Source organism: Photobacterium panuliri, from assembly GCF_059920555.1.
The window spans coordinates 1,115,073-1,130,464 of record NZ_CP197192.1 but is presented as its reverse complement, the minus strand read 5'-3'; the positions used below and the strand labels follow the sequence as shown (position 1 = coordinate 1,130,464).

13 protein-coding genes are annotated in these 15,392 nt (G+C 53.4%); 6 read left to right on the top strand and 7 right to left on the bottom strand.

Going from position 1 to position 15,392, the window contains the following annotated elements; genetic code table 11:
• Positions 1-344: 344 nt before the first annotated feature.
• From ACSF8X_RS05385 to eptA, 5 genes are all read right to left on the bottom strand, one after another.
• The gene (locus ACSF8X_RS05385) at positions 345-548 is read right to left on the bottom strand and encodes a hypothetical protein (protein WP_047874412.1); all 204 of its coding nucleotides are present in this window, start codon (positions 546-548) and stop codon (positions 345-347) included.
• A gap of 142 nt (positions 549-690) precedes the next feature.
• Positions 691-3,639, bottom strand: coding sequence for a DEAD/DEAH box helicase family protein (locus tag ACSF8X_RS05380; protein ID WP_500850863.1), 2,949 nt, complete (start codon positions 3,637-3,639; stop codon positions 691-693).
• A 26-nt stretch (positions 3,640-3,665) separates the two neighbouring features.
• Positions 3,666-4,259: a class I SAM-dependent methyltransferase gene (locus ACSF8X_RS05375; protein ID WP_500850862.1), complete on the bottom strand. Its 594-nt coding sequence runs from the start codon at positions 4,257-4,259 to the stop codon at positions 3,666-3,668.
• Positions 4,260-4,387: 128 nt separating this feature from the next.
• Positions 4,388-4,747 carry a diacylglycerol kinase gene (locus ACSF8X_RS05370; protein WP_500850861.1) on the bottom strand — a complete coding sequence of 120 codons (360 nt, stop codon included), beginning with the start codon at positions 4,745-4,747 and terminating at the stop codon, positions 4,388-4,390.
• A 147-nt stretch (positions 4,748-4,894) separates the two neighbouring features.
• A complete protein-coding gene (gene eptA / locus ACSF8X_RS05365; protein WP_500850860.1) occupies positions 4,895-6,538 on the bottom strand; it encodes a phosphoethanolamine transferase EptA in 1,644 nt (547 codons plus the stop codon).
• Between the two features lie 203 nt (positions 6,539-6,741).
• Here eptA and ACSF8X_RS05360 point away from each other — a divergent pair, with 203 nt between their 5' ends.
• The 6 genes from ACSF8X_RS05360 to yjjX all read left to right on the top strand — a co-directional run bounded on the left by ACSF8X_RS05360 (position 6,742) and on the right by yjjX (position 12,782).
• A complete protein-coding gene (locus ACSF8X_RS05360) occupies positions 6,742-7,392 on the top strand; it encodes an NAD(P)H-dependent oxidoreductase (RefSeq protein WP_500850859.1) in 651 nt (216 codons plus the stop codon).
• Positions 7,389-8,594 (top strand): NupC/NupG family nucleoside CNT transporter, encoded by a 1,206-nt coding sequence (locus ACSF8X_RS05355; RefSeq protein WP_500850858.1) that lies wholly within the window; start codon positions 7,389-7,391, stop codon positions 8,592-8,594. Before ACSF8X_RS05360 ends, ACSF8X_RS05355 begins: the two co-directional genes overlap by 4 nt.
• Positions 8,595-8,683: 89 nt before the next feature.
• Positions 8,684-9,409, top strand: a complete 726-nt coding sequence (locus ACSF8X_RS05350; protein ID WP_500850857.1) for a nucleoside phosphorylase — start codon at positions 8,684-8,686, stop codon at positions 9,407-9,409.
• 216 nt (positions 9,410-9,625) lie between these two features.
• On the top strand, positions 9,626-10,732 hold the full coding sequence (locus ACSF8X_RS05345; RefSeq protein ID WP_047879732.1) for a M20/M25/M40 family metallo-hydrolase: 1,107 nt from the start codon (positions 9,626-9,628) through the stop codon (positions 10,730-10,732).
• 623 nt (positions 10,733-11,355) lie between these two features.
• The gene (locus ACSF8X_RS05340) at positions 11,356-11,994 is read left to right on the top strand and encodes a helix-turn-helix domain-containing protein (RefSeq protein WP_047879731.1); all 639 of its coding nucleotides are present in this window, start codon (positions 11,356-11,358) and stop codon (positions 11,992-11,994) included.
• Between the two features lie 257 nt (positions 11,995-12,251).
• Positions 12,252-12,782, top strand: a complete 531-nt coding sequence (gene yjjX / locus ACSF8X_RS05335; protein ID WP_047879730.1) for an inosine/xanthosine triphosphatase — start codon at positions 12,252-12,254, stop codon at positions 12,780-12,782.
• Between the two features lie 69 nt (positions 12,783-12,851).
• Here yjjX and trpR read toward each other — a convergent pair whose 3' ends face one another.
• Both trpR and sltY read right to left on the bottom strand, forming a co-directional pair.
• Positions 12,852-13,166: a trp operon repressor gene (trpR, locus tag ACSF8X_RS05330; RefSeq protein WP_047879729.1), complete on the bottom strand. Its 315-nt coding sequence runs from the start codon at positions 13,164-13,166 to the stop codon at positions 12,852-12,854.
• A 68-nt stretch (positions 13,167-13,234) separates the two neighbouring features.
• Positions 13,235-15,166 (bottom strand): murein transglycosylase, encoded by a 1,932-nt coding sequence (gene sltY, locus ACSF8X_RS05325; protein ID WP_500850856.1) that lies wholly within the window; start codon positions 15,164-15,166, stop codon positions 13,235-13,237.
• Positions 15,167-15,392 lie beyond the last annotated feature (226 nt).

Below are 15,392 nucleotides of genomic sequence, written 5' to 3'. Positions count from 1 at the left end.
GAAATATATACAGTAAAATCAAAACATTAAATTATCAATTCAACTTACGCCAGCCCACCAAACGTTTGGAAAGGGCCAACTCGAAAGAGTTGGCCCTTTTTGTATCTCTGCTATCTTCCGCTTAACGCAGTGCTTTGAGTACACCCAAGGATACATAGAATCCTCTTGTATTACGTTATGGCCGTATCATCACAGCCCTTATCTACCCCACCAAACATGTAATTGGCAGCTATCCCGCTTCACATTCAATGCTCAGAGTGACTTAACGCACAAGGCCTGACACATAAAGAAAAGGCCGCACAATGCAGCCTCTGAATATCAATAACTTTTCGTTTACCCAGCGTTTATTTTTGTTCGTGCTTCTTCATATGAAAATGAAAGCGTTCATGAAAATACGCTTGGATATGCTCTTCCATTTCCAATACTTTTTCATCAATACGATCACATAAGTATTGGTCACTGTTCATCGAGTTCACTTTATCTGTAGCCAATTGTTCAATCAGGATTTTTTGTTCGTCAGTGAGCGTTGCTAATGGCTTGTTATTCATAGGATGTTCTTTTCTTAAGAAGGCTGAAATTCTTGTTTAACGTTAGCATAGGGCGAGTAACTTTGTCTTACCTGAAAATTGGCATCTGTGTTTGAGCAAATCGATGCAAAAAACGTGTGATTGACCACTCTCCCTCTATGATTTACCTCACCACCTGCTTCAACCTCGCAAAGGTTTTCATCGTCTCGTTAGCAGGCATGTCGGCATAATCAGGGTTATTGGCCTTCAGCCAATATTGGCCCTGCTTGTCTTTCTTGACGACGCGTAAGAGGTACTGGTTGTCTCCGCTTTCATCTTGGATTTCGATAGCCATTGTCGTCCCCGTGATCGACCCGGCACTGGAGGGGGTCACTAATTCGAGCAACAGCAAATCACCATCATAGATCGGTGACTTACCACCGTTCATCGAATTACCGGATGCCCGAGCCAAGAAATGACGCTCAGGATCAACATTCATAAGATCAACCGCCATCAACTCACACTCATCATGATGCCCCGTTTTAAAATGGCCACAGGCAATTTTCAGATCCGGATAATATGGCAGAGACACTTGCGCCTTTTCTGGTACTTCTGTCTTTCCCGAATCCAAAGCTGTCACATTGGATACCTGCTCTGTTACTTGGTTGGTGACAATAGCTGGTGTACTGTCGCGATCGGTATATCTTGCAAGTAAGTAATCCACCAGCTCTTTGACCAAATCGTGCAAAATGGCCGCCTCACTCGGTAATACCTCAAAGTTGGCGCAAAAATGCTCCCCCTCAAGCCTGAACCAAGCATCAGCCTGTTTGCTGTTCTTTCCGATGAAAGCGTTAACTGGGTTAGCATGCCAATACTTCACCCATTGCTTATCGGTTGCCAACAGCGCTTGCTCTTTGGGTTTAAGATCTCTCTCTCGTAAGCGCGGATAACAAGAAAGTACTTGCCAGCTACGTGCCGCTAATTGTTCGATAGTCGGTGGTGTCTGGAAACCATCCAGCTCCAAAAAGGCTTCAAGCAATACCGCCTTAAAGCACTTTGTCATACTGGCTTTCTGAACGGCGTTAAACAGAAAATCATGATGACGTGCAATCACATTGCGTGTCGTGTCACTCTCACAATGCTGTGCGACCAAGCTAAACCAACTCTTATGCTGCTTGCTTACTTTGGCTAAATCATAGCCCGCTCGGTAAAACTCAACAGCTTGAGGTCGATGGCCTAAATGTCCCTCAAGGTTCAGGTAATCTTCTTCGGCGGTATTACGGTACTGCTTAGACAGCTGTTCCCAGAAAGCGATAATCTGCGGGTCAAGATTAACAAAACACCCTGCCCCCAAACGTGGCGCCTCACCGGATGACGAACGTAACGCACTGCTAGCTGCGCGTTGCCCCAAAGATAGCCCCAAGACCTCCTGCTTATTCAAAAATGTTCGATGGTTCCCGATGAAATCCAGCACGACCAAATGTGCCTTGCTTTCATGTCGCCTTAACCCACGGCCCAACTGCTGCAAGAAGATAATGTTGGACTCGGTAGGACGGAGCATCATCACGGTATCGATAGATGGCAGATCCGTCCCTTCGTTAAATAAATCCACCGAGAAAAGCACATGTACTTCCCCCTTATCGAGCAAGGTAAGCGCTTCGTTACGTCGCACAGGTGAGTCACTGTGCACCGCCAATGCTTTTAAACCTTGCTCGGCAAAAGCCTCATTGAACGCATCAGCCATGAAATCTGCGTGTTTTTTCGATACACAGAACGCCAGTGTGCGGCTCTGTTGATGCTGTTTCCAATGATGGAAAATGTGTTGTGCACGGCGCAAGGTCGCAAATTGTGCATCTAAGGCTTGTGGGTCAAACTTACCGTTACGCCAGGGGATTTCTTGATAATCAACAGCGTCATCCCAGATCCCAAAGTAATGGAAAGGAACGAGAATTTTCTCATCAATACCATGAACCAGATTACGCTCAAACACCAAATTGTCATGGCATAGCGAAAGGATATTGGCTTGATCGGTACGCTCCGGCGTGGCGGTTAAACCCAGCAAGAAGGTCGGCGTGAAGTAATTGAGAATATTAAGGTAGGTTTTTGCGCTGGCATGATGAAATTCATCAATCACGATATAGTCAAAGTGATCAGGGGAAAAACGATCAAGATGATGCTGGCGCCCCAATGTCTGCACGGACGCAAAGACCATCTCCTTGTCGAGCTCCTTCTCTTGGCCATGATAGAAACCCGATGACTTTTCTGGCCACAGTTTCGTATAGGTGTTCTGCGCCTGAGTCAGAATTTCTTCCCGGTGAGCAACAAACAACACCCGCTCGGCCGCCACCTGCTTGGCATCAAACGCTGACAGCCATGTTTTTCCCATTCCGGTGCCAAGTACCACTAACCCCCGTACATTACCCGCCAAGCGCGTCTGATGGAGGGCTTCCAATGCTTCAATTTGCGCAGAATTAGGCCCGACCTTTTCCTCGTCTGCATCAATCAAACCATTGCTTACCACCAATGCCAGTTTGGGTGGTTGACGGTTTTGCAAATAACGGGAGATCCACTCGTCAGTCAAAGGCTTTGCTGACGGGTGTGTAAATAAGCGATCAAATTGATTACGAATATTGGCAAACTGCTGTGCTGGATACGAATCCTCTGGCGGTTGATAGTCGTAGCGCAAACACCATTCGTGGGCGTCAGTCAGTGCCGTTTTACTGATGTTATTGGAGCCAATAAATGCGGTCCCTTCCATCAGGAGATCATTAGAATCAGACCGCACGAAAATGTAGGATTTAAGATGGAAACTCTGGTTTTGGGACTCGAATATTTTCACCTCGACCCCATCACCCTCTAATGCCAGTAGATACCGCAAAGCTATCGGATGGCTAATATGCAGATAATCTGAAGTGAGAATACGCAATATCAACTGCGTACCTTGGTGCTTATGGCGCTCAATGGCCTCGTTTAAGCTTGGGAGTAACAACTCCACACCTGACCGTTGGACAAATGAGACGGCTATCTCTATTTCAGTCGCACGGTTGATCGCATGCAGAAGTTGGGGAAGCAATGGATCTTCTCCCCCGGTAGTCAGCACATTGTGCTCCATTACCAAAGACGGCATTGTCATAACAGCTTTCCTAAATGACCGTATTCCTATTTCACCAAGTCGCTACGCTTCACCAACAGGGCATTGAGCCACTTTTCATGATCACGCCCGGGGCGCAAATCACCGGTGATCCACGTTTGCTTTACCGTCAACGAGGTATCAACCAATAACGCATCCAGCCCAATCTCATCCAAATTGGTAAATCGACGACCGTCTCGTTCCACTTCCTCTTTGCCATATTTGAACGAACAGTAAAAAAGACCTTCAGGTTTTAGTAAGGTTGCCAAATGCGCAAACGTAGCATGCAACTCATCAGCAGGAACATGTAGCAATGATGCACATGCCCAAATGCCATCAAACGAAGCAGGCGGAGCGGTAAATGTTGAAAATATTGCATGGTGAACCGACAAACCAGAATACTCGCTGGCCAACGCCACCATCGCATCACTGGCATCAAACGCAGTCACAGCAAAACCTTGGCCCACAAAATAATGGCTATCTCGACCAGAGCCACAACCTGCATCCAAAATCGCACCACCGAACGGCAATGCGGGAAGAAATGCCGAATACAGCGATGACATATCAACATTCACCGTACCGTCAAAAAAAGCCTGTGCGTTCACACTGTAATAATTTGGCATATTCCAATGACTTCAATCAGTTATTTTATCTCGGCAGTATACTGACAAACCCGAATAAACAAAAAGGGACAGGCATTGCCTATCCCTTTGTCAGTATATAGAAGCAATATCAGCCTACTGCCCCAATATCAAAACACCAATATCGCGCCCCAGATGATCACCACCAGCACGAGGGCGACGAATACTGCGGCGGAGCCGATATCCTTGGCGCGGCCGCTCAGCTCGTGATGCTCGGGGCCGATGCGATCCACCACCGCTTCGATGGCCGAGTTGATCAGCTCGGCAATCACCACCAGAAACAAGCTGGCAATCATCAACAGCTGCTCGAGTAGAGTTACCGGCAGGAAGAAGGTCGCGGCGGTCATGACCACCAGCAGTACCGACTCCTGACGAAAGGCCGCCTCGTTCTGCCAGGCGGCGCGCAGCCCCTTCATGGAATAGCCGGTCGCATTGATAATTCGCCTAAGGCCGGTGGTACTGGGTTTCATGCTGTCTTCTCTTTCTTGGTATGTATCATCAATCAAAGCTGAATATATCAGCCAGATTCTGTGTACGCCGCATTTTATCAGTGCGTTGCGGCAGTGTCCGCATAGTCTGCGATCGTTTGCAGGCTATGCGGCTACGCTTGCCAGCTATTACTCACCCGTTTCGCAGCTGGCCAGAATATCCAACCCGGGCTGGTAGACATGGGTCTGCACCGCCATCATGCCAAGCAGGGTATGGAACAGGTTGTCTTGCGATACCTTCTCCTGCTGCGCCTTGGCCTGCAGGCACTGGCGATCTATCCCGTGGCTTTGCTGGTAGGCAGGCGATAGCCACAAAATCAAAGGCACCCGCTTTTGTTCCCGAGGGGCGATGCCGTAGGGCAAACCGTGGAGGTAAACGCCATCTTCACCCAACGACTCGCCGTGATCCGACAAATACAGCATCGCGGTCTCGTGCTCGGTGTCATTCTGCTTGAGCAGCGCCACCACCTGGCTCAACACGTAGTCGGTATACACTATGGTGTTGTCGTAAGTATTGAGCAGCGCCTCGCGGCTGCAATCCTGGATCTCGCTGGTATCGCAGGTTGGAGTAAACACCTTGAACTGCTCGGGATAGCGGCGGTAATAGGTCGGGCCATGGCTACCAATAAGGTGCAGCACGATCAGGGTATCCTGCTTGGCATTGGCAATTTTCTCGGCAAGGCCATCGAGCAACACGGCATCGTAACAAGTACCGTCATGGCACAGGGTCGGATCGCTCTTGGGTGAAATCTCCATATGCTCCACCCGGTCGCACACCCCCTTGCAACCACCGTCGTTGTCTTTCCAGCTAATATCCACCCCGGCATGCTTGAGAATATCCAGCACCCCCTCCTCATGACGGGCGGCGGTAGCATTGTAGCTGTCATGGGTCATATCCGAGAACATACAAGGCAAGGATACCGCCGTGGCGGTGCCGCACGAGGCCACGTGGCGGAAACTCACCACATCCTCCTGTGACAGGCGCGGGTTGGTCTGGCGCGGGTAGCCATTGAGCGAATAGTTCATCGCCCGCGAGGTCTCGCCTACAACCAGCACCACCACATCGGGCTTGCCGCCCTCGGCAATAGCCATCGAGTGAGTATCACGGGCATCGGTCCCCAACACCTTGAACGGCAAGTTTTGCTCATACAGGCAATACTTGGCATAACGGAAGCTGGCGCTGAGGTAGTTGGTCGGGTTGATCAGCGCCTTGATCTCGCTGTGGTTGCGCACCAGCGAGGCGTAGTCTTTGTAGTAAAGCCCGGCAACCGCGCCGACAACCACCACGACTGCCAGCAACATCGCCAGCTTCTGCCCTATAAGCCGGATAACAGAAGAAGGGAAACGCACCTTCACCGCCACCAGCCACACCAGCGGCAACAGGGCCAGCGCACCAAACCACAGCAGCACCGACGGCGAAAGGTAGCTCGCAGCCTCGCTCTGGTTGGTCTCGAAGATATTGACGATCATACCGTAGTTGAAATACTGGCCGTAGTTGACCATGGCATAGGTGGCCAATGTCGACAGCACAATCAGCACCGCAGCCAGCGGCTTGTAGACGACAGGCCACAGCAGCAAGGTAAACAGTGCCACGCACAGCGCGGTGATAAGCAGCGGGATACTCAGCAAAAAGCCCCAGCTCAGGTTATCGGCCTGGGCCAGTATCGTCGTCAGGTGCTGCCACAGCGCCCAGTTCTGGAAAGAGGCAAAAAAGAGGGAGACCACCAGCACGAAGGCAAGGTGGCTGATACGGTGCTTCATAACGTCACCCATAGTTGAATCATTGTTGAATCCGATCACAGTTTTCTGATTTTTGCACAGCGTACAAAAAAATGTAAGAAAATGTGTCATTTTGAACTCAAAAAAGACCAGCCATACATAACCCAGCGGGGTATCGTCCCGGTCCATCGCCCAAAACCACTCGGTTACCTAGCTTTGTATCAATAATATGATCTCACTCCGCCCCAAGGGGACAAATGTCCTCCCTTTGTGCCTCGCTCCCTCTTTATAATCGCCGCCATACGACGTGGTTCACGGGCGCAACGACGACCCGTGAGCAATATAAGGATAATAATATGAATGTAGTGGTTCTGAACGGCCACCCTAACCTGGCCCAGTCAGTTGCCAACCGCACCATCTTGGCGGATCTGGCAGAGCAGACCAACTGGACGGTCAACCACGTTGCCGACTTCGACGGCAACATCGAGGCCGAGCAGGCACAGCTGCTCAACGCGGATGTGATCGTGGTGCAGTTCCCGCTGTACTGGAGCACCTATCCGGCGGTACTGAAAAAGTGGGTTGACGATGTCTTCACCTACGGTTTCGCCTTCGGCCCAGAGGGTAGCAAGATCAAGGGCAAGAAGGTGATCTTCTCGGTGACCGCCGGTGCAACCGAGGCCTCGTACAGCACAGAAGGGTTCAACTTCCTGCCGTTCGAACACTACCAAATTGCCTACGAGCACCCGTTCCGGGCTGCCGAAGTCAATATTGTTGATACCGTCATCACCTTTGAGATGAACGCCACACCGGAAGAAGGCGGCGACGAAGCCAACACGCTGGCACTGGCCCACCGCCATGCCGAGCGTATCATGGCCGCCGTCAGCCAGTTCGCGGAGGTCCACGCATGATCCAGTCTATGATCGGTATTGCCGTCCTTCTGCTTATCGGCTTCCTGTGCTCTGAAAACCGCCGCCAGATCAGCTGGCGTGCGGTCTCCGGCGCCTTCGGTATCATCCTCTCGGTCGCCTTCTTCGTTCTGGCGACCGAAACCGGCGGCAACGTCCTGCTGGCTGTCTCCAACGCCGTCGGCAAGGTCTTCACCTACGGTATCGAGGGGATCCGCTTCGTATTCGGTAGCCTGGTGAACTTCAGCGTCGAGGGGATCGGCTTTGTCTGGGCCCTGCAGGTACTGCCGCAAATCATCTTCACCGCCGCCCTGACCTCGCTCCTGTACTACCTCGGCATCATGCAGTGGTTCGTCCTGATCATCGGTGGCGGTCTGCAAAAGGTACTGGGTACATCGCGCGCCGAATCCATGAGCGCGGCGGGCAATATCGTACTGGGCCAAACCGAGGCCCCACTGCTGGTCAAGCCGTACCACCACGTGCTCACCCGCGCCCAGATCTTCGCCATCATGGTGGGCGGCCTGTCGTCCATCGCAGGATCTATCCTCGCCGGCCTTGCCGGGATGGGTGTGGATCTCAACTACCTGATCATGGCGTGTTTCATGTCGGCCCCGGCCGGTCTGATGTTTGCCAAGATGCTGGTGCCGGAAACCGAGCAGACCATCGACGAAGTACCTGAGCTGCCGGACGACGAGAAGCCAACCAGCTTCATCGACGCCATTGCCAAGGGCGCCATTGCCGGTATGAACATTGCGGCCATCGTCGGTGCGGTGATCATCGCCTGTATCGGCCTGATGGCGATGCTCAACGGCGGCCTGGGCGCCATCGGCGAGCTGATCGGGATCCCCGAGCTAACCGTCGACCTGATCCTCGGCACCCTGTTCGCCCCGATAGCCTGGCTGATCGGTATTCCTTGGGATGAAGCCATGACCGCAGGCTCGTTCCTCGGCCAGAAAATTGCCATGAACGAGTTCGTCGCCTTTGCCAACATGGGCAACGTTACGATGAGCCCGCGTGCAACGGCCATCATGACCATCGCCCTGTGCGGCTTTGCCAACATCGGCTCGGTGGCCATGGTGTGCGGCGCCCTGAGCTCGATGATCCCGGCCCGTGCTGGTCTTATCGGCCAACTAGGCATGCGCGTCCTGCTGGCGGCGACCCTCGCCAACCTGATGAACGCGGCCATCGTCGGCCTGTTCGTCTAACCCATCTCGCACCACCCCATCACGCGGCGGGCACCTGTACAGGTATTGCCCGCCACGATCTATGAAATACAGAGTTACAAAGGTAATGTATGAGCAAACAGCCTCATCTTCTGGTCGAACCCCACCAAATCACAGCCAATGCCATCGTATGTGGCGAGCCCGATCGGGTTAACCGGATCGCCGAGCACCTCACCGAGGTCGAGTTCCTTGCCGAAAACCGCGAATTCCGATTAATGCGCGGCAAATACAACCACACCTCCATTACCGTCTGCAGTACCGGGATCGGTGCCGCCTCGGCCCTGATCGCCCTCGAAGAGCTGCGCCAGTGCGGCGTGGAACGCATGGTGCGGGTCGGATCGGCCGGGGCCCTGCAACATGACATTGCCATCGGCGATCTGATCATCGCCGAAGCCGCGGTGCGCGACGAAGGCGGCTCAAGCAGCTATGTCAGCCCGGCCTACCCGGCCAGTGCCGACACCCAGCTGCTGATCGGCCTGCACGAGTACTGCTCCGTCCACTCGCTGGACTTCCATGCCGGGGTAGTGCGCTCCCACGACAGCTTCTATACCGACGACGAAGCGCAGATCTGCCGCTACTGGCATCAGAAAGGCGTACTGGGCGCAGACATGGAAACCTCCGCCCTGCTCACCGTCGGCCGCCTGCGCGGGCTCAAGGTCGCCTCGATCCTGGCCAATGTCGTGCGCTACGAGCAGGATGTCCAGCAGGGCGTGGCAGACTACGTGGCTGAATCTGCCGCCACCGCAAAAGCCGAGCGCCATGCCATCCTCGCGGCCCTCCACGCCCTTACCCGCTAGGCCCGTCTCTCCAATGCGCCATCCTCGGGCGGTACACCCCGTGCTGCCCGCTGCTGCCGGGGCCTGACAAACCCTCCCTTAGCTACCTTAGGTTAACATCACCGCACAAACCGCTTCACAACAGCCAATTTAAAGTGATAAGTCCCACGTTCTTCGGATTCAGATCAAAATCCCCCTGAAAAATTATCTTAAGATGGTCTGATTAGGAGGAACACCATGACAACTATCAACCAAGACCGTCTGGTCCAACATTTCTTCGATCTCGTTAAGATCGACAGCGAGTCACGCAACGAGAAAGCCATTGCCGAGGCACTGGCCGAGCAACTTGGCGAGCTGGGCTTCGCCGTGGAAAAACTACCGGTTCCCGAGGCGATCTCCAACGGCTTCAATATCTACGCCAAGCTCGAGGGCAAGCTGGAAGGCACCATCCTGCTGAGCTGCCATATGGACACCGTGACCCCGGGCAACGGCATCGAGCCAATCATCGAAGACGGCATCATCCGCTCCAAGGGCAATACCATCCTTGGCGGCGACGACAAGTCCGGCATTGCCGCGATCATGGAAGCGGTTCGCTGCATCCGTGCCGACGGCCGTGACCACCAGACTATCGAGCTGGCGTTCACCGTTCACGAAGAAGGCGGCCTGCAAGGCTCGCAGCATTTCGACATGTCGAAAGTCACCGCCCACCAAGCGATGGTTTTCGATTCAGGCGGCCCTATCGGCACTATCATCACCACCGCGCCGGGCCAGCAGAACCTGAAAGTCACCATTACTGGCAAACCGGCCCACGCAGGCCTTGCCCCGGAAGAAGGGATCAACGCCCTGACCGTGGCCTCTGACGCCATCTGCCAGATGAAGCTGTCTCGCATCGACCACGAAACCACCGCCAACATCGGTGTGGTGAAGGGCGGCCAGGCAACCAATATCGTGATGCCAGAGCTGTACATCGAAGCCGAGGCCCGCTCGCTGGACGACAGCAAGCTACAGGCACAGGTTGACCATATGGTCAGCACATTCGAGGCGGCAGCGGAAAAACACGGTGCCGAGATCAATATCATCTCCAAGCGTGCCTACAACGCCTACCGCATCGACGAGAACGACGCCCACATCGAGCGCATCAAGGCAGCCTTCGCCGCCAACGGCATCGACGCGTTCACCAAGTCAACCGGCGGCGGCAGCGACGCCAACATCTTCAACAGCAAGGGCCTGAAGACCGTCAACCTGTCTACCGGCATGGCCAAGGTGCACACCACCGAGGAATTCATCAAGATCGACGACATGGTGGCGATCTCGGGCTTCCTGTACACCTACCTGACCCGCTAGTACCTTGCGGCCGTCAAAATACAAAAAGGAGGGCTTCTGCCCTCCTTTTTTTGCGCTCAAAATTTGTCCAAACCCAGTCACCGCCTGCAATTCTCCCGCCTCACCACCTTCGTCTGACTCCCAAGCTGCACGCCCCTCACCTCAAGGCATCCCTAAAAGGTATAGCTGAATTTTATTTCACGCCCGCGCCAACCTATACGCTCCCCCGATTTCAGTGTCACAATTTTGACCATTAAATAGGTTTAAACTATCAATATTGATATTTTGATTGATAGGCACACAAAAAATAACCATTTTTCACAAACACAGATTAAAACCCAACAAAAACAAATAGATATGGACACACGCAAGGAAAGGAGACAAGAATGACACAAATATCAAATAGGGTGTCAAGAGAGAAAAAGGTGATCTTAGTCCAATCATTCGTCCCCTTGCTCTTAATTTAATTCTCGAATTTTGTGCCATTTTTTTCCCATCCTGAAAAAAACCGATATTCCTTTAACGAAACCAATCGCATTTTCTATACCAGCGAGATCCCCCCGCGAAGTTAATCAGTACAATGGGTATGACTTTTACGAATGCCATTTGCATCGTTTTATTATTTTCAGCAGGAAGCTTGTGAGATGGAATATTTAGAGAGAATCAAACGCCTGGCTAAAGTCCAGGGCATCAGCCAGAAACAACTCGGTGAAGCACTAGACCTACAACAAGGTACTATGAGCCGTAAGCTGTCTGGCAAATACGGTATTGAAGTTCGCGAACTGGAAAAAATCGCCGAAGCCCTCAATACATCTATCAGCTACCTGTTGACTGGCCAAGTGGATACCGGCACCCAAGCCACCACCACCATCAACAGCGCTGACAGCCAAGGTACAACCAGCACCTACATTCCGATCATCCACCGCAAAGACTTCGTGTCTTACAACAGCGGTGCGAGCGTCGATGTCGTGAGCAAGCGTGCAATTCCACAGCACCTGATCCGCGAAGAATGTCTGGGCCTGCTGGTCGATAACGAAAACATTGCCCAGTGTGCACCTGTAGGTAGCTACGCGCTAGCAACAAGAACTGCCGAATACCGTCCTAAGCAACCTGTGTTTGCTTCAGTACGCGGCAGCGAGCCAGACTTCTACCACATGACTCAATTGGCAGACGGCGTGGTGTTCTCCACTTCTCAACCAGATTTCCCGAATCTGTTTGTTAGCAACGGCGAATACCAGATCCACGGTTACATTATCCAGTCTGACTGGGCCTACGACCGTTAATCACCGCTGGCAAAACATAATACCTTCTGTACCTCGTGCAACGGCAGTGTGACCCTATACTGCCGGTAGCGATCCCCAAGCATCTTTCGTTACCCTAATCTAAGATGCTTGGGCGCCAGCCTCCTCGTGCAACTCTCCCTGCGCTATCTTCCCCGCACTCGCCCACGTAGACATCCAACACTCATTCGGCTTACCGCATCGCTTTCGTCACCCAATCGGGTTTAGAATAATCGTTTCAGCCATAACCGGATCCCGATATGCAAACGATCATTGTCGCTTCGACCAACCCCGCCAAAATCGCAGCGGTCGACGCCGCATTCAAACAAGTATTTCCAGACACCGCCTTCCATATCGAAGGGATCAGTGCCGCCAGCGGCGTGCGCGACCAACCGATGTCAGCCGACGAAACCCTGCTCGGGGCCCGCAACCGGGTGGCCAATGCCCGCGCCCTCGCCCCAGAAGCCGACTACTATGTCGGGCTAGAAGCCGGGATCGACAACGACCTGACCTTCGCCTGGATGGTGATCGACAACGGCCAGCAGCGCGGCGAGGCCCGCTCGGCCTCATTGCCCCTGCCCCCAGCCGCCCTTGCCCGCTTGCATCAAGGCGAGGAACTGGGTGATGTGATGGATGCGATGTTCAACCAAACCAACATCAAGCAAAAAGGCGGGGCCATCGCCATGCTCACCAACCACCTGCTCAGCCGCAGTTCGGTATACCAGCAGGCCCTGATCCTCGCCCTGATCCCGTTTATCAACCCGGCGCTGTTCCCTACCGAACAGGCATAACGCCTACCCCAGATACAAAAATCCCCCGCCGATGGCAGGGGATTTGCGTCTTTTGTTACCAAGCAAGGATCAAGGCTGAAGCTGCTTTGCCAGCATATCGGCCAACCAGCGCTTGGTCTCGTCGTCATGGTGTTTCAGCTCGTTGGAGCCACGGGTGATCGTCGCCACACCAACCCCAAGCAACTCACTGATCCTACGCTGGCTACGCTCACCGTTGAGTAACTCGTGCAAAATATTGACACGGGACAACAGCGACGAACGTTCATCGGGGGTCAGCAATAACCTCAGCAAGGTATCTTCTTTTTGTTCCGATGCCGCCTGGCGCAAAATATCTACTACCTGTTGCCAGTCAGTAAATTCCGGAGTTTCTTGAACAGTCGACATGTCATCCTCATTTGACGTACTCATTCACGATTACTAATTTTATCCCTTTCCACCATGAATAGTCCAAACTAATACTTCGTCGCCAACTCGTTCGGCTTAAGAAGCGGCACTTTCACACCAGTAAGGTTGCCGTAATACACCTCGAACATCAGGATGTTCTGGACATAGCCCCGCGTTTCGTTGAACGGTATCGCCTCGATAAAGGCATAAGCGTCCAGCCTGCCGTCTGTCTGTTCGCGCCAGCGCGTCACACGCGATGGCCCGGCATTATAGGCCGCGAAGGCAAAAATCCGGTTGTTGTCGTAACGCTCCAGCATCATCTTGAGGTAGCCGCTGCCAAGTCGGATATTGACCCCAGGATCAAACAAGCTGTCCTTACCCTGATAGTTTCGCCCCAGCTTCTTGGCGGTCTCCCTCGCCGTCGCCGGCATCAACTGCATCAGGCCGCGGGCCCCAACCGGCGATCGCGCCTCGACGTTCATCGCACTCTCTTGGCGGGCAAGCGCCATCATGGTTGTCACCGGCAGATCGCGCTTCTTGCTGAAGAAGTCAAACCACCACTTGTGGGCCACCGGGAATCGCAACGGGATATGATCCCACAACCGTCCCGAAATCGTCGCCTGTACCGCCAAATGGTGCCACTTGCTTGCCGAAGCATAACTTGCCAGTGCTACTGCCTGCCTCTTACTGACATTTCGCAACAGATAATGCCATTCACGGTTAGCATCAAGAAACTTGTCCTGCGCCACCAGCTCCTTGATCCGAGCCAGGGTCGTACCAAACTGCTTTTTGACCTGCGCCGTATCGCTGGCTTTCTTAACCGGATAGGTGATCGGCTCACCCAACACCGTTGCCGCCGCCGCACTGTAGAAATTTCGGGTACCTAATAACGCCCGGTACTGCTTGTCAGCGGCTTGTTGATCACCCGCCATCGCAGCCAGCCGTGCCTGCCAGAAACGCCAACGTTCGGTCTGCTTGGCCTTGGCAGGTAAGCGCTTAACCCACAGCTCAACGCCTTTCCAATCATCCTCGCGCATTGACTGGCGAACCCGCCGCTCGAGCAAGGAGGTATTCTTGCTCTTTGCCAGTACCTTGTCGCGCCATTGCTGCAAACCCGCATCGTCGGTCGCCATCAACCGGCTGGCGGTATAATCGGCCAAAGCCTGACGCCGGGACGCCGTGAGGTGCTGCCCTTCGACCGTACGCGGATACTGCGAAACCGCCTCGCGGACATCACGCCGAGCCAACCGCTTGTAGGCCTGCTCGGTCAACGACTGATTAAACGGCGTTACCTTGCTGCGCTTGGCAAAATCAGCCACGCCCTGCGGCTTGTCAAACAGATCCAGTACCGTATCGCCCGCCTTCTTGGCCTTGCTGCCACTTAGCTGCTTGTCGAGATACTCGAGCAGGCTCTTGTTGCCCTTGCCGTACACCAGCAGCATCCGGTCAAGGATCAAACCATCGGTCCGCTTGCCGGCCTTCTCCCACTTCTCGAGCAGGGGATCACAGGCGTCGTTGAGTGAATTGCCGGTCAGCCACAGCTTCCGGGTCCCGCTCCATGCCGTCGCCTCTTTGCCCAACTCGCTCTTGGCATAGTAGTAATGGCACTGCATCACCTGCCCCTTGGGCGGTCTCGGCTGCATTGCCACAAATTCGCGCCAACGCTGGCTGCTGGCCAGATAACTCAAATAGCGCGAGCGCACCGTCGTACTAAACGGCAGTGATTCATATTTATTAACAAAATCGTCGACCTGAGCCGGCGTTTTTTCAGACAAGCTCTGGTTAAACTGCCGATAATCGAGGTACGGCACCAACGGATAGCTATCAAGCTTGTTGCGAAGTACCTGATACGCATTGTTGTCTTTTTCCTCCAGCGCAGCCTGAGCCTGCTCGTACCACTCCCTTTGTTGCTCGATAGTCGCGGAATAGGCATAAGATCCAAACAAAATGCCCGCAAGACATGTAACTATGCGTATTTGACCAAATAACTTTTCAGGCACAACTTTACTCCACTTTGAAATTCCTGCTGTTTCAATCCCTTAAAAACCATCTATGGCACATTTTTGTACCACCAGCAAGCCGGGCTACTCCCCCAGCCACCGTTGCCGCCGCCATTGTGCAGCACTTGATGGCTCCTTTCCAGCTTAGGAGCACCGCCGCCAACATGCCATTTCCCTTGTCAGTATTGCTAGCGACCTTGCATCCCCTTGTCACCACGGTGAACAG

Excerpts from the sequence above, each read along its gene's own strand:
- ACSF8X_RS05360 (WP_500850859.1), top strand. The coding sequence starts at position 6,742 with ATGTCCTCCCTTTGTGCCTCGCTCCCTCTTTATAATCGCCGCCATACG.
- ACSF8X_RS05350 (WP_500850857.1), top strand. The coding sequence starts at position 8,684 with ATGAGCAAACAGCCTCATCTTCTGGTCGAACCCCACCAAATCACAGCC.
- ACSF8X_RS05385 (WP_047874412.1), bottom strand. The coding sequence starts at position 548 with ATGAATAACAAGCCATTAGCAACGCTCACTGACGAACAAAAAATCCTG.
- ACSF8X_RS05345 (WP_047879732.1), top strand. The coding sequence starts at position 9,626 with ATGACAACTATCAACCAAGACCGTCTGGTCCAACATTTCTTCGATCTC.
- ACSF8X_RS05340 (WP_047879731.1), top strand. The coding sequence starts at position 11,356 with ATGGAATATTTAGAGAGAATCAAACGCCTGGCTAAAGTCCAGGGCATC.
- yjjX (WP_047879730.1), top strand. The coding sequence starts at position 12,252 with ATGCAAACGATCATTGTCGCTTCGACCAACCCCGCCAAAATCGCAGCG.
- trpR (WP_047879729.1), bottom strand. The coding sequence starts at position 13,166 with ATGTCGACTGTTCAAGAAACTCCGGAATTTACTGACTGGCAACAGGTA.
- ACSF8X_RS05375 (WP_500850862.1), bottom strand. The coding sequence starts at position 4,259 with ATGCCAAATTATTACAGTGTGAACGCACAGGCTTTTTTTGACGGTACG.
- ACSF8X_RS05370 (WP_500850861.1), bottom strand. The coding sequence starts at position 4,747 with ATGAAACCCAGTACCACCGGCCTTAGGCGAATTATCAATGCGACCGGC.
- eptA (WP_500850860.1), bottom strand. The coding sequence starts at position 6,538 with ATGGGTGACGTTATGAAGCACCGTATCAGCCACCTTGCCTTCGTGCTG.
- ACSF8X_RS05380 (WP_500850863.1), bottom strand. The coding sequence starts at position 3,639 with ATGACAATGCCGTCTTTGGTAATGGAGCACAATGTGCTGACTACCGGG.
- ACSF8X_RS05355 (WP_500850858.1), top strand. The coding sequence starts at position 7,389 with ATGATCCAGTCTATGATCGGTATTGCCGTCCTTCTGCTTATCGGCTTC.